This window comes from Thermomonospora cellulosilytica (assembly GCF_014138835.1).
In the GTDB taxonomy this organism is placed as follows: Bacteria; Actinomycetota; Actinomycetes; order Streptosporangiales; family Streptosporangiaceae; genus Thermomonospora; species Thermomonospora amylolytica.
The window spans coordinates 2,358,532-2,372,972 of the sequence record NZ_JACJII010000001.1 but is presented as its reverse complement, the minus strand read 5'-3'; the positions used below and the strand labels follow the sequence as shown (position 1 = coordinate 2,372,972).

General features: G+C 73.3%; 13 protein-coding genes. 3 read left to right on the top strand and 10 right to left on the bottom strand.

The window, feature by feature from the left end:
* Positions 1–2: 2 nt before the first annotated feature.
* The 6 genes from HNR21_RS11290 to HNR21_RS11265 form a co-directional block, all read right to left on the bottom strand.
* A complete protein-coding gene (locus HNR21_RS11290) occupies positions 3–362 on the bottom strand; it encodes a MerR family transcriptional regulator (protein ID WP_119727144.1) in 360 nt (119 codons plus the stop codon).
* A gap of 104 nt (positions 363–466) precedes the next feature.
* Complete coding sequence (locus HNR21_RS11285) at positions 467–904, bottom strand: Hsp20/alpha crystallin family protein (RefSeq protein ID WP_119727143.1); 438 nt, start codon at positions 902–904, stop codon at positions 467–469.
* 344 nt (positions 905–1,248) lie between these two features.
* Positions 1,249–2,397, bottom strand: a complete 1,149-nt coding sequence (locus HNR21_RS11280; protein ID WP_119727142.1) for an acetyl-CoA C-acetyltransferase — start codon at positions 2,395–2,397, stop codon at positions 1,249–1,251.
* A gap of 118 nt (positions 2,398–2,515) precedes the next feature.
* Entirely contained in the window at positions 2,516–4,552 is a 2,037-nt protein-coding gene (locus HNR21_RS35955) for an MFS transporter (RefSeq protein ID WP_182705156.1), read from the bottom strand.
* Positions 4,553–4,610: 58 nt separating this feature from the next.
* Positions 4,611–6,647, bottom strand: a complete 2,037-nt coding sequence (locus HNR21_RS11270) for an MFS transporter (RefSeq protein ID WP_182705155.1) — start codon at positions 6,645–6,647, stop codon at positions 4,611–4,613.
* Positions 6,648–6,824: 177 nt separating this feature from the next.
* Entirely contained in the window at positions 6,825–7,238 is a 414-nt protein-coding gene (locus HNR21_RS11265) for a hypothetical protein (RefSeq protein WP_182705154.1), read from the bottom strand.
* 106 nt (positions 7,239–7,344) lie between these two features.
* Here HNR21_RS11265 and HNR21_RS11260 point away from each other — a divergent pair, with 106 nt between their 5' ends.
* Both HNR21_RS11260 and HNR21_RS11255 read left to right on the top strand, forming a co-directional pair.
* Entirely contained in the window at positions 7,345–7,509 is a 165-nt protein-coding gene (locus HNR21_RS11260) for a hypothetical protein (RefSeq protein WP_182705153.1), read from the top strand.
* Positions 7,510–7,589: 80 nt separating this feature from the next.
* Positions 7,590–8,420, top strand: coding sequence for a class I SAM-dependent methyltransferase (locus tag HNR21_RS11255; RefSeq protein WP_182705152.1), 831 nt, complete (start codon positions 7,590–7,592; stop codon positions 8,418–8,420).
* Positions 8,421–8,509: 89 nt separating this feature from the next.
* On the opposite strand, the gene HNR21_RS11250 is transcribed toward HNR21_RS11255, so the two are convergent.
* Positions 8,510–10,732, bottom strand: coding sequence for an ATP-binding SpoIIE family protein phosphatase (locus HNR21_RS11250; protein ID WP_182705151.1), 2,223 nt, complete (start codon positions 10,730–10,732; stop codon positions 8,510–8,512).
* Between the two features lie 158 nt (positions 10,733–10,890).
* Positions 10,891–11,592: an iron-dependent transcriptional repressor DtxR gene (locus HNR21_RS11245; protein WP_119727135.1), complete on the bottom strand. Its 702-nt coding sequence runs from the start codon at positions 11,590–11,592 to the stop codon at positions 10,891–10,893.
* 122 nt (positions 11,593–11,714) lie between these two features.
* Between HNR21_RS11245 and HNR21_RS11240 the strand changes: the two genes are divergently transcribed.
* Positions 11,715–12,410, top strand: coding sequence for a UdgX family uracil-DNA binding protein (locus tag HNR21_RS11240; protein WP_182705150.1), 696 nt, complete (start codon positions 11,715–11,717; stop codon positions 12,408–12,410).
* Between the two features lie 47 nt (positions 12,411–12,457).
* Here the strand turns inward: HNR21_RS11240 and HNR21_RS11235 are convergent, their stop codons facing one another.
* Together HNR21_RS11235 and pdxH are read right to left on the bottom strand one after the other, a co-directional pair.
* On the bottom strand, positions 12,458–13,744 hold the full coding sequence (locus tag HNR21_RS11235; RefSeq protein WP_312880982.1) for an MFS transporter: 1,287 nt from the start codon (positions 13,742–13,744) through the stop codon (positions 12,458–12,460).
* Entirely contained in the window at positions 13,741–14,430 is a 690-nt protein-coding gene (gene pdxH / locus HNR21_RS11230) for a pyridoxamine 5'-phosphate oxidase (RefSeq protein WP_119727132.1), read from the bottom strand. Before pdxH ends, HNR21_RS11235 begins: the two co-directional genes overlap by 4 nt.
* Between the last annotated feature and the right edge of the window lie 11 nt (positions 14,431–14,441).

The following is a 14,441-nucleotide window of genomic DNA, read 5'->3' as shown; positions in this document are numbered from 1 at the left end:
GGCTAACCGCCGCTCCGGGCCCGGCGGCGGGCCTGCAGGTCGCGGATCTGCCGGCGGGCCTCGGCGAGCTCGTCCTCCAGCTCGCGGACCTGCTGTTCCAGCTCCAGGATGCGGCGGATGGCGTTCAGCGTCATGCCCTCGCCGGCGAGCTCGGCGACGTACTGCACGCGGCGGATCTCGACGCGGGAGTAGCGGCGCTGGCCGCCGCTGGTGCGGACCGGGCGGACGACCCCGAACTCGTCGAGCCGGCGCAGGAACGCCTGCTGCAGCCGCAGCATCGAGGCGACCTGACCGACCGAGTACAGGGGGGCGTGGGCGTCGTCCACCGGCAGCCTGGTGGTGTCGTCGGACGGCGAACTCATGGGTCACAGCCAATCATCGACCGCGATGAGACCGGTAGCGAAAGGTGCGGCGAGCCCGCTGACGGCGCTCGCCGCACCTGCCCGACGCCGGTACGGCCCCGGGGTCATCCGGTGATCGACTTGTGCGTCTCGGCCCGCTGGACCTCGACCTTGCGCGGCCGGGCCCTCTCCAGCACCGGGATCCGGACCGCGAGCACGCCGTTGTTGTAGGCGGCCTCGATGCCGTTCGCGTCCAGGTGCTCCGACAGGTAGACGCGGCGGGTGAAGGTGCCCATCATCCGCTCGCGGACGAACACCCGGTCGTCCTCGCCGAACTCCTCCTCGCGCCGGGCGCTGACGCTCAGCACGCCGCGGTCGACGGTGACCTCGATCGAGTCGGGGTCGATGCCCGGCACGTCGAAGCGCAGCACGACCTCGTCCTTGCGCCGGATGCCGTCCATGGGCATCACGCTGCCGCCCGCCTGGCCGGCGAACTGCCTGCTCAGCCTGTCGAACTGGCGCTCGAACTCCTGCACGAAGGGGTCGATGGAAGTCAGCAGCATGGTCGTCGCACCTCCGTTGCGGATCCCCTGCTTCCCTCTCTGCTGGGAGCTAACCTCCAACCAGAGTTAGATGTTCCCGCCAACCAGAGCTTCAAACACCCGAAGACACACCAAGGGGCGGACCCCCACCGGGATCCGCCCCAAGGCCCAGATCTATCGCTCCCGCCGCCTCAAGACCTCGCACCCGAAGGTCCCGAAGACCACCGCGAGCGGGCCCGCGTGGCCGTAAGGGAGGAGGCTTTCAAGATCGCGAGGAACGAGCGATCTTGAAAACGACGACCGCACGGCCACGCGTCCCCAGGCCCGCGAGCCGCGCGAGCGGAGCGAGCGCAATCAAAGCGCAATCAAACACGCTCGATGATGGTGGCGTTGGCCTGGCCGCCGCCCTCGCACATGGTCTGCAGGCCGTAGCGGGCGCCGGTGCGCTCCAGTTCGTGCAGCAGCTTGGTCATCAGCACGCCGCCGGTGGCGCCCAGCGGGTGGCCCAGCGCGATGGCGCCGCCGTTGGGGTTGGTCTTGGCCGGGTCGGCGCCGATCTCCTTCAGCCAGGCCAGCACGACCGGGGCGAACGCCTCGTTGATCTCGGTGACGTCGATGTCGTCGATGCTCAGGCCGCTCTTGGCCAGCGCCTTCTCGGTGGCCGGGATGGGGCCGGTGAGCATGTAGACCGGGTCCGAGCCGCACACCGCCAGGGTGTGGATGCGGGCGCGCGGGGTCAGGTTGTGCCGCTTGACGGCCTCCTCGGAGGCCAGCAGCAGGGCCGAGGCGCCGACGGAGATCTGCGAGGACACCGCGGCGGTGATCTCCCAGCCCTCGCGCAGCGGCTTGAGCGAGGCCATCTTCTCCAGGGTGGTGTCCGGGCGGACGCCCTCGTCCTGGGCGAGGCCGTTCAGCGGGGCGATCTCCCGGTCGAAGTAGCCGTTCTCCAGCGCCTTGGCCGCCCGCTGGTGGCTGGTCAGCGCGAACTCCTCCAGGTCGGCGCGCTTGAAGCCCCACTTCTCGCACATCAGCTGGGCGCCGCGGAACTGGGAGATCTCCTGCTGGCCGTAGCGCTCGCCCCAGCCGGGGCCCCACGGCAGGCCGGCGGTCGGGCCCTCGGGGCCCATCGGGACCGAGGAGCCCATCGGCACCATGGCCATGTTCTCCACCCCGGCGGCGACCACCAGGTCCTGGGTGCCGGACATCACGGCCTGCGCCGCGAAGTGCACGGCCTGCTGCGAGGAGCCGCACTGCCGGTCGATGGTGACGCCCGGCACGTTCTCCGGCAGCCCGGCCGACAGCCAGGCGGTGCGGGCGATGTCCAGGGTCTGCGCGCCGACCTGCATGACGCAGCCCATGATCACGTCCTCCACCGCCGCCGGGTCGACCCCCGTACGGTTCATGAGCTCCTTGAGCACATGGGCACCGAGGTCGGCGGAGTGGACGTCCTTCAGGGCACCCTTCTTGGTGCCCACGGGGGTACGGACCGCGCCGACGATGTACGCCTCGGCCACGACGCCTCCAAGTATCTCTGCGTAGGGGTTCCGTCCCGGAGCAAACCGAGCGGGATTCGGTTGTCGGTACGAGGTTACATCCTGGCGCCCGCCACGTCGCGGGCCCGCCCCACCGGAATCAGCGACCGGCGCGTACCCGCAGGTCAGCCGGTACGTCCAGGGAATCACGGGACAGATCCGACAGCAAGGCGGCCAGCTCCCGGCGCTCCTCGGGCGCCCAGCCCGCCAGATGCAGGGCCAGTGCCCGGCCGCGGGCCTCGTACAGCCGCTCCACGGTGGCCCGGCCCGCGTCGGTGATCTCCAGCCGCCCGTCCCTGCGCACCACGTACCCGGCCCTGACCAGCTGTTCGACGTACGGGCGCCCGCGCTCGACCGACACCTCCGCCTGCCGGGCCAGCTCCGCCGACGACACCGACCCCTCCTCGGCGATCCGCGACAGCGCCCACATCGAGCCCGGCGGCAGGTGCACGTCGGCGATCGCCCCGAGCAGCATGTACATCTCCCGGGCCCCCGCGTCCCGCAGCGCCAGCCGGCTCAGCCGGCCCGCGACCTCCTGCCGCGAGGAGCGGAACGTCGGCGCCGCCCCCGCGCCCTCGCCCAGGTCCGGGCCCGCCCTGGCCAGGCCGCGCAGCGGGATCTCATGGACGGCCAGCGCCAGCAGCGCCGCCACCAGCGCCACCGGGGCCAGCCACAGCACCACGGTCTGGATCGCCTCGCTGAACGCGTCCAGGAACTGCATCCGCACCGGCCCCGGCAGCGCCTCCACCAGTTCGGGGTCCTCGGCGGCCTCCTGCGCGGCGAACTCCGGCGGCACCCCGCCGCCCGCCGCGATCCGGTCGATGTTGCCGGCCAGCCGCGCGTTGTAGAGCGCGCCGAACGCCGCCACCCCGAACGCCCCGCCGATCGACCGGAACCACGTCACCCCCGAGGTCGCCACCCCCAGGTCCCGGTACGGGACGGCGTTCTGCGCGGCGGTGATCAGCACCTGCACCACCGCGCCCAGCCCGAACCCGACCAGCACCAGGGCCGCGTTGAGGTGCAGCCCGCCGGTGTCGCGGTCCACCCGGCCCAGCAGCAGCAGACCCGCCGCCGCCAGCGCCATGCCCCCGATCGGGTACGCCTTGTACCGCCCGTACCGGGTCACCAGCCGGCCCCCGCCGACCGAGGCGACCACCGCCGCGGCCACCGCGGGCAGCAGCAGCATCCCCGACGCCAGCGGCGAGTAGCCCTTGACCACCTGCATGAACAGCGGCAGGTAGATCATCACGCAGAACATCACGACGCCCAGGCAGAACGCCACCGCCGCCGGCACCAGGAACGCCCGGGCGGTGAACAGGCGCAGCGGCAGCACCGGCTCGCGGGCCCGCCTCGCCGACGCGTACCAGGCCAGCCCCGACAGCACCGCCCCGGCCGCCAGCGCCCAGATCACCGGGGAGGTCCACGGGTAGCGGGTGCCGCCCCAGGTCGCGATCAGCACCAGGCAGACGGTGGCGGCGCCGAGCAGCGCCATGCCCGCGTAGTCGATCTCCTGCCGCCGGTACCGGGTGTCCCGGGGCAGCACCCGATGGATGACGATCAGCGCCAGCACGCCCAGCGGCAGGTTGATGTAGAACACCCAGCGCCAGCCGACCTCGACGAAGAAGCCGCCCAGCAGCGGCCCCAGCACGTTGGACGCGGCGAAGTTGGCCCCGAAGATGCCCTGGTAGCGGCCCCGCTCCCGGGGCGAGACCAGCGCCGTCATGATCGCCGTGGACAGCACCATCAGCCCCGCGCCGCCCACCCCCTGCAGCGCCCGGAACGCCACCAGCTGCGGCATGTTCCGGGCCAGCCCGCACAGCGCCGAGCCCGCCAGGAAGATCACGATGGACAGCAGGAACAGGTTCTTGCGCCCGTACTGGTCGCCGAGCTTGCCCCACAGCGGGGTGAACGCGGTCGAGGCGAGCATGTAGGCGGTGACCACCCAGGCCAGGTTCTCCGCGCCGTGCAGCTCGGCGGCGACCGTGGGCAGCGTGGTGCTCACGATCGTCTGGTCCAGCCCGCCCAGGAACATCGCCAGCAGCAGCACCCCGAGCAGCACGTGCAGCCCGCGGCCCCGCATCGGCGCTCCGGCGGGGTGCTCCGCGTGCGTGACGGCGGCCTCGCGTTCGGCGTCCATCGACCGGCTCCCCTAGGCGACCTGCGACAACGCGGTCCCTACCCCGGCGGGGGCATGGTCACGGCCGGGCCGGGGCGCGCAGGTCGGGCGGGGCGTCCAGGGAGTCCCGGGCCAGCTCGGCCAGCAGCCGGGACAGCTCGGCGTGGTCCTCCGGCGACCAGCCCGCCAGATGCCGGGCCAGCCCCCGGTTGCGGGCCGCCAGCAGCCGTTCGGCGGTGGCCCGGCCCGCGTCGGTGATCTCCAGCCGCCCGTCCCTGCGCACCACGTACCCGGCCCTGACCAGCCGGTCCACGTACGGGCGGCCCCGCTGCACCGGGACGCCCGCCCGCCGGGCCAGTTCCGCCGACGACACCGACCCCTCCTCGGCGATCCGGCACAGCGCCCACATGCTCCCCGCGGGCAGGTGGACCTCGGCGAGCACCCCGAGCCGGGCGTACATCTCGCGGGCCCCGGCGTCCCGCATCATCAGCCGGCTCAGCCTGCCCTCGACCTCCTGCCGGGACGTGCGGTACGTCGGCGTGCCGGCCATGCCCTCGCCCAGGTCCGGGCCCGCCTTGGCGGTGGCGCGCAGCGGGATCTCGCGCAGCAGCAGGGCCAGCAGGACGCCGGCCACGGCGACCGGGACCGCCCACCCGAACACCTCGGCGATCGCGTCGTTGTAGGCGTCCAGGAACCGCACCCGCAGCGCCGGCGGGAGCGTGCCGATCAGCGCCGGGTCCTCCCCCGCCGCCCGCGGGTCGAACCCCGGCGGCAGTCCCGCGGTCCCGGCGATCCGGGCGATGTCGTGCTCGAGCCGGGAGGAGAACAGCGAGCCGAACACCGCCACCCCGAACGAGCCGCCGATCGACCGGAAGAACGTCACCCCGGCCGTCGCCGCCCCCAGGTCCCGGTACGGCACCGCGTTCTGCGCCGCGATCACGGTCACCTGCATGACCAGCCCGAGCCCCAGTCCCAGCAGCAGCAGGTAGCCGTTCATCACCGCGGTCGAGGTGGTGCGCTCCAGCCCCGACAGCAGCCACAGCGCCAGCGCGGTGATCGTCATCCCGGCCACCGGGAACACCTTGTAGCGGCCGTACCTGCTGATCAGCTGCCCGCTGCCGATCGAGCCGACCAGCATCCCGGCCACCATCGGCAGCAGGTGCACCCCCGACAGCGTCGCCGACACGCCGTGCACCACCTGCAGGTACAGCGGCAGGTACGTCAGCGCCCCGAGCATCGCGAAGCCGACCGCGCAGCCCAGCGCCGCCGACACCACGAACACCTCGACGCCGAACAGCCGCAGCGGCAGCACCGGCTCGGCCGCCCGGCGCGCCGACGCCAGCCAGCCCAGCGCGGCCGTCACCGCCGCCGCCAGCAGCCCGACGATGACCGGCGAGCCCCAGGCGTACGTGGTGCCGCCCCAGGTCGCCGCCAGCACCAGGCAGATCGTGGCCGTCGCCAGCAGCGCGATCCCCGGATAGTCGACCGGATGCCGCTCGTGCCGCCGGTCGGCGGGCAGCACCGCCACGATCACCGCCAGCGCCGCCGCGCCCAGCGGCAGGTTGACGTAGAACACCCACGGCCAGGACAGGTGGTCGACGAAGAAGCCGCCCAGCAGCGGTCCCAGCACGCTCGACACCCCGAAGACCGCGCCGAAGAGCCCCTGGTAGCGGCCCCGCTCACGGGGCGGCACCACGTCCCCGACGATCGCCATGGCCAGCGACATCAGCCCGCCGCCGCCCACCCCCTGCAGCGCCCGGAACGCGATCAGCTCCGGCATGGTCCGGGCCAGCCCGCACAGCGCCGAGCCCACCAGGAAGATCACGATGGACGCCAGGAACAGGTGCTTGCGCCCGTACTGGTCGCCCAGCCGTCCCCACAGCGGCGTCACCGTGGTGGTGGCCAGCAGGTACGCGGTCACCACCCACGACAGGTGCTCGGCGCCGCGCAGGTCGCCGACGATGGTGGGCAGCGCGGTGGCGACGATGGTCTGGTCCAGGGCGGCCAGCAGCATCGCCATCATGAGCGCGCCGAGGATCGCGTACAGCCGCCCCCTGCGCGGCGGCCCCGCCGGCCCGGTCGCCACGGCCGTACCGGCCCTGCCGCCAACACGCATCGGTCACCCCCCTGCCTCCGGGTGGGTGTGTACCCAGCCGGGGACGGGAGGCGAACCGTGTCGTCATTTCGGTGCCCGGAGGTCGTTCCCGGGCGGACGGGTCAGGCGACCGCGGCGGAACTCCGCGGAGCGCGGATCGCCCGGCCCGTTCTTTCGAGGGTTCCCCGGGCCGGCGGGTCAGCCGGTCAGGTCCTTGGCGACCTTCGCCGCACCGAGCCCGGTGGCGCCCAGCGCCACGGCCGAGAACGCGGCGGCGGCCCACAGCGGCACCGCCGGTCCGCCGCGGGCCCTGCGGGACTTGATCGAGGCGATCGCGTCCAGCGCGTCCACCGCCACGCCCAGCCGGGCCCACGCCGACCGGGCCTGTCCCTTGCCGAGCAGGTAGCCGGCCCCGAGTGCGATCTCCCGCGAGGCGAACAGCCGGGTCGCCATATCGCGCCCGGCGTCCGGGCCCTTCCCCAGCCCGAGGACCCGGGCGGTCATCCCCGGGGCCAGGAACGCCGCCGCGCCGAGCGCCACCCGGCCCCGCGCCAGGTGCACCATCAACGCGTCGACGCGGTCCGCCTGCCGAACTTCAGTCACATCTGCCACAGCCGGAGCGTATCCCCCACCCGAACACAATTCGACTCCGGGTCGAACAAGACCGGACGGCCCGCTCCGGTGGACCGCCGCCCGTCCCGCCCCGATACTGGGCCCAATGGACGTCACAGGGTTCATACTGCTGGTCTTCATCGGGCTGATGGCCGCGTACCTGCTGCGGTACGTCGCCGCGCGGCTGCGCTGGCCCGTGCCCGGCTACAAGGGCATCATCGTCGTCTTCGTCATCGCCATGCTGGCCATATGGGGGCAGTCCCTGGATTGACGGCGATGTCCGAACTTCCGCGCCGAGACGGCCGTCTCAACTGAGACAGCTGCTTCCCCGCGCGGCAAGGGAGTTCCGACGTGTCACCCACCACGGCCAAGGTCCACGGGCAACGGAGCTCCGCCTCCCCGCATCTGGACCGGCTCGTGGACTTCGCCGAACCCGTCCCGACCGACGAGTGCCTGGACCTCGGCTGCGGGAACGGCCCGCTCCCCGCGGCGCTGGAACCGCTGGTACGGCGGGTGACGGCCGTCGACGCCGCACGTTCCGCCGCCCGCGTCGCAGCCGGTGCCCCGGCTCCCCAGGCCGCGCCCGTCCCCCCGCCCGCCCCGGTCCCCCCGGCCGAGCTGACCCCGGGCGGCCGGATGCCGACCGTGGTGTTCGACCCGGCCCGTTACCGGGGCGGCGACGGCACCTCCACGGTGTGCACCGACGCCGCCGCACTGCCCTACCGGGACGGAACGTTCACCCTGGTCACCTCGCGGTTCGCACTGCGACGGCTGGGCGACCCGGCGCGCGCGCTGCGGGAGATGGTCCGGGTCTGCCGCCCCGGCGGCCGGGTGGTCGTCGCCGAGGTGGTCCGCCCCTCCTACGACGCCCCCGCCCGCGACCGCCTGGAACGCCTCCGCGACCCCGCCCACCCGGGCCTGCCCGCCCTGGACGACCTCGCCCGCCTGCTGACCGAGGCGGGCGCCCGTGTCCGCCGCCTGGACCGCATCAACGTGGAACGCCCCCTGGACCAGTGGCTGGCCGACGCGACCGACCCCGCCATCGCCGAGGGCATCCGCCAGGCCCTCATCGACGAACTGGACGGCGGCCCCCGCACCGGCGCCCGCCCCCGGGTGATCGGCGGCGAACTCTGGTACACCGACACCTGGGCCCATCTGGCCGCCGAACCCCACCGCCCCTGACACCCCGAGCCCCACCTGGGATCTCCGCAAGGCCCTGCACAAGAAGGCGCTGAAGGCGCCCGCTCGCCGCCGCGCCGGAGGCGCGACAATCAAATAGGCAGTTCGAACCAGACGGCCTTGCCGTCGGTGGTGGGGCGGGCGCCCCACCGGGTGGCGAGCTGGTCGACCAGGTACAGGCCGCGGCCGCCCTCGTCGGTCTCCCCGGCGCTGCGGATCCGCGGCAGCCGCAGGTCGGAGTCGAACACCTCGACCCAGATCGACTCCGAGCCGCGCCGCAGCCGCAGCGTGAACTCCTTGACCTGCGGTTCCCGGCGGCCCAGCTCCATGCCGAGATCCCACAGCTCCTCGTCCAGCAGGGATTCCTCGTCCTCCAGGCCCGCCCCGGACAGCAGCGCCGGCTCCGGGCGCGGCGCCGGGCTGCCGGCCGCGTGCAGCACCACGTTGGTGACCACCTCGGAGACCAGCAGGCAGGCCAGCTCGGCCTGCTCGGGTTCCATCCCCCAGGAGGCGAACGTCTGGGCGGCCATCCGGCGCGCCTCCGACACCATGATCGGCTCGGCGGCGAAGGTGCGCTGCTCGACCGCCAGCTCCTCCGGCGAGGTGCGGATCACCACGATCGCCACGTCGTCGTCGATGTCGCCGGGCACCGCCTCGAACGCCGCCTCGGCGACCGCCTCGACGTCGCCGTCCGCGGCGGCGGCGACCGCCTCGCGGACCATCCGGCGGGACTCGTCGCGGGTGTAGTAGTCCCCGTCGGCCTTGGGCCGCCGGTCGATCAGCCCGTCGGTGTACAGCACCAGGGTGGCGCCGGGCTTGAGCTCGCGGCTCTCCTCGTTGAACAGGATCTCCCCGCCGACGCCGGAGCCGCGCACGCCCAGCATCGCGCCCTTGCTGTCGAACTCCAGCTCGGTGACCTGGCCGTCCTGGATCAGCAGCGGCGGATCGTGCCCGGCGTTGGCGAACAACAGCACCCGCGACCAGGCGTCGTAGACGAAGTAGGTGCACGACACCAGCGGCGCCCGGGGCCCGTCCTCGTCGGCCCGGCCCGACCGCCGGGCCGGGCTCAGGGTGCGGGTCCACTCGTCCAGCTCGCGCAGGATCTCCGCGGGCGGCTTGTCGGCCTGGGCGAACGCCCGCAGCGCCGCCCGCAGCTGGCCCATCACCGCCGCGGCCCGCGCGCCGCGGCCCTCCACGTCGCCGATCACCAGCCCGACCCGGCCCGCCGACAGCGGGATCACGTCGTACCAGTCGCCGCCGACCTGGGTCTGGATGCCGTGCCCGTGCGACTCCAGCGGCCGGGCCGGCTCGTACCGCCAGGCGATCTGCATTCCGTCCAGCCGGGGCGGGACGTCGCCGGGCAGCAGGTCCTTCTGGAACGCCAGCGCGGTCTCGCGTTCGGTCTCGAACAGCATCGCGTTGTCGACCGCCAGCGCCACCCGGCTGGCGATCGCGCCGACCAGGTCGCGGTCGAAGCCGTCGTAGTGCGGGTCGGGCCGCTTGCTCAGGTTGGACAGCGCCAGGGTCATCACGCCCAGCAGCTCGCCGCGGGCCAGCAGCGGGGCGGAGATCGCCGAGGTGACGCCCATGTCGTCGGCGGCCTGGCCCGGGCCGGCGTAGCGGGCCTGCGCCATGTCCTCCACCAGCACCGCGTCCCGGCGCTGCATCGCCTTGGCGGCATGGTGGCCCGGCGGGTACGACACCGGCTCGTCGACCTCGGCCCAGGTGCCGGGCGGCGGGCTCCAGCCGCCGGCGTGCCGCGACACCCGGCGGATCAGCCGGTCCCCGCTGAACAGGTCGATGAAGCAGTGGTCGGCGAACTGCGGGACCAGCGTGTCGGCCATCTGCCGCAGCGTGGTGGCCAGTTCCAGCGATCCGGCCAGCCGCTCGCCGACGCGCTCCAGCAGGCCGTAGCGCTCCTGGTCGCGCTGGTTGCTGCGGAACGCCTCGCGGGCGAAGATCACGATCCCGTCGATGGCCCCGGACGGGTGGCGCAGCGGCACCGCGTGCGCCCGGGTGTAGACGGTGGAGCCGTCGTCCCGGATGTTGCTGAACGTGCCCTCCCAGACGCCGCCCTTGAGCACGTGCCGGGCCAGCTCGGCGGCCTGGGCGTGGTCCTCCTCGGCGATGCCCAGCGACAGCACCGACCGGCCGATGAACTCGTCCCCGTCGAAGCCGAACAGCCTGCGCGCGAAGGCGTTGCCGTAGATGACGTTGCTGAACCGGTCGCAGACCACGACCGCCATCTCCATCTGGGACAGCACGGTCTCCGGCGGCAGCTGCGCCTCGATGGCGGACTCACTCCACCGCGTCATCGGACCTCAGCTCCCCCGTCGCTGCACTGACCGGACCCTCACCGGCACCGCCCACGCCCGTCTGGTTGTTGAACGACGAAAACGCGTTCCGGATACGCGGGAACGACCTCTCGCTGCGGAGATTCTCGGCACGGAGCGGCGACGTCAACGGGAGATGATCAGCGCTTGGTGACGAACACGTGGTCGGCCAGCCGCCGGGGCAGCTCGCTCGCGGAGTCCGGCTCACCGTCACACGTCACTCGTACCCCGTCCTCACTGGTTGCCAGGATCACCTCACGTCCGGGCCGGATGCCCAGTTCCTTGAGGATCAGCATCAGGTCGCTGTCGCTCTGCACCTGCTCGCTGATCCGGCGCACCACCGCGGGCGTGCCGCCCGGGGTGGCGATGTCGGTCATCACGCTGAGCGGGCCGGCGGTCTCCTCGCCGTCGGCGGGCACCCCCAGCTCGTCCAGGCCGGGAATCGGGTTGCCGTGCGGGCAGTGCGTCGGGTTGCCCAGCAGCGACACCAGCCGCCGCTCGACCTCCTCGCTCATCACGTGCTCCCACCGGCAGGCCTCGATGTGCACGTCCTCCCAGGGCAGGCCGATCACGTTCACCAGCAGGCACTCGGCCAGGCGGTGCTTGCGCATGACCCTGGTGGCCAGATCCCGGCCGGCGGGGGTGAGCTCCAGGTGCCGGTCACCCTCGACCCGCAGCAGGCCGTCACGCTCCATCCGGGCGACCGTCTGGCTCACCGTCGGGCCGCTCTGCGACAGGCGTTCGGCGATACGCGCACGGAGGGGGACGATCCCCTCCTCTTCGAGCTCGAACACCGTCCGGAGATACATCTCCGTCGTGTCGATCAGGCCGTGTGAGGTCAATGCTCCCTCCGCTCTCGAAGCTTCAAGTCTACTTCGCCTGAGCCGTGCCGGGGCGCCCCTCAACGGCCCCCGGGACGCGTCACGGACGTGATGGGCGTCCTGGTGGGTAGAGGAAACGCGTTATGAAGGTCGAATCTTCCCACGACGCGAGCCCCTACGTGCCGGAACATGCGGATTTGGCAGGGCTGTCCCGCGCCGCGGCCGGATGCCGGGGATGCCCGCTGTACGCCGACGCAACCCAGACGGTGTTCGGCGAGGGCGAGCCGAGCGCCCGGGTGGTGCTGGTCGGCGAGACGCCCGGCGACCAGGAGGACCGCCAGGGCAGGCCGTTCGTCGGCCCGGCGGGGCGGCTGCTGGACCGGGCGCTGGAGGAGGCGGGCATCGCCCGCGACGACGCCTACGTCACCAACGCGGTGAAACATTTCAAGTTCACCGTGTCCGGGGGCGGCAAACGCCGGCTCCACAAGACGCCGAGCGCCCGGGAGATGGCCGCCTGCCGGCCGTGGCTGCTGGCCGAACTGCAGGTCATCGACCCGGAGGTCATCGTGGTGCTCGGCGCCACCGCCGGGAAGGCGCTGCTGGGGCCGGACTTCCGGGTGACCAGGCAGCGCGGGCGGCTGCTGCCGTGCCCTCCGCCGGAGACACTGGGCACCCGGCGGGCCGCCCGCGCCGTCGAGGAGGGCGATCCCGCCACCGCGCCCGCCCGCATCGTGGCCACCGTCCACCCGTCGGCGGTGCTGCGCAGCGACGACCGTGAGGCCATGTACGCCGGAATGGTCGAGGACCTCAGGGTCGCCGCCCAGGCCCTCGGCGCCTAGCGTCGCGCGTTCCGTCCAGGGGACGCCCCCGGGCCAGGCGATCCTCGCTAGGGCTCGCCGCGGTCGCGCGTGTCGTACCGCAGCAGGGCCGGGACGCACAGGGACGCCACGACCACCAGGACCGCGCAGGCCAGGCCGCCGCCGACCCAGGAGGCGGTGACGCCGGCGATCGCGGCGGTGGCCCCGGCGCGCAGGTCGCCGAGGCGGGGGCCGCCGGCCACCACCACGACGAAGACGCCCTGCATCCGGCCGCGCATCTCGTCCGGCGCGTACGTCTGCAGCATGGTCTGCCGGAACACCGCCGAGACCAGGTCGGCCGCGCCGCCGACCGCCAGCAGCGCGACGGCCAGCCACAGGTTCCCGGCGAGCCCGGCGGCGGCGACCGCCAGCCCCCACACCACGATCGCCAGCACCAGCGCGACGCCCTGCCGGTGGACGCGCTGGATCCAGCCCGACATCAGGCCGCCCAGCACCGAGCCGATGGAGATCGCGGCGAACAGCCAGCCCACCGCCTCGCCCCCGCCGAACCGGGTCTCGGCCACCTCGGGGAACAGCGCCCGCGGCATCGCCACGCCCATCGCGATGACGTCCACCACGAACGACATCAGCAGCACCGGCTGGGTCGCCAGGTACCGCAGGCCCTCGATCACCGAGCGCAGGCCGGGACTGCCGGTGCGGTCCTCCAGCGGCGGGACGGGCGGCAGCCGCAGCGCCGCCCACAGCCCGACCGTGAACAGCACCGCGTCCAGGGCGTAGGCGGCCGAGTAGGTCCAGCGGGCCAGGATCACCCCGGCCAGCAGCGGCCCGGCGAGCATCCCGATCTGGCCGGCGGTGAAGGTGAGGGTGTTGGCGGAGGCGACCTCCTCGGGCCTCATCAGCCTGGGAATGATCGCGCCGCGGGTGGGCGAGGCGACCGCGAACCCGGACGCCTGGACCGCCACCGCGACCATGATCAGCCACAGGCTGCCCAGCCCCAGCAGCGCCTGCGCCAGCAGCAGCAGCGTGGCCGCCCAGGTCACGCAGGACGACAGGAACAGCAGCCGGCGCCGGTCCATGTGGTCGGCGATCGCGCCGCCCCACAGCCCGAACGCGATCAGCGGCACCAGGTTGACGACGCCGAGCACGCCGACCCAGAACGAGGAGCCGGTCATGTCGTACACCTGGACCGGCACCGCCACCGCGGTGACCTGGAAGCCGATGTACGACACGCCCTGCCCCAGCCACAGCCGCCGGTAGGCGGGGTTGCCCAGGGGCCGGGTGTCGATGGCCAGCCGCCGCCACCACGAGGTCCTCGCGGGCCCGGCGGCGGGCGGGGAGTCCTTCGCCGTCGTCACGGGCAGAGTCTCTCGACGACCCATCCGTCCCGTTCACCCGGGGAGCGGCGGTAGCGGATCCGGTCGTGCATCCGGTCCGGCCGGCCCTGCCAGAACTCGATCTCCTCGGGGACCACCAGGTAGCCGCCCCAGAACGGGGGCTTGGGCACCTCCGGGGCGTCCGGCCTCTCGGCCGGGTCCGGCCAGCGGGCGGCCAGTTCGGCGAACCGGGCGTCCAGTTCCTCCCGGGAGCCGATCACCGACGACTGCCGGGAGGCCCAGGCGCCGATCTGCGACCCGTGCGGGCGGGTGCGGAAGTAGGCGGCCGACTCCTCCTCGGGCAGCGGGTGCACCGGTCCGGACACCCTGACCTGCCGCTGCATCGGATGCCACGGGAACACCAGCGCGGCCCGCGGGTTGGCCGCCAGGTCCCGCCCCTTGCGCGAAGTGTGGTTGGTGAAGAATCTGAAACCGTCCGTTCCGTACCCTTTGAGCAGAACGATCCGCGCACTGGGCTCCGCCTCGGCCGAGGCGGTGGCCAGGATCATCGCGTTGGGTTCGGGGAGTCCGGCCGCCACCGCGTCGGCGAACCAGGCGGCGAACAGGTCGACCGGATCGTCGGGCAGGTCGGCGGGAAAGGAGGATCGCCCCGGGACGGCACCGTCGTAGTCGGTGCGCAGCCGGGCCGGGTCGGGGTCGTGTCGCACGGTGGCAGAGC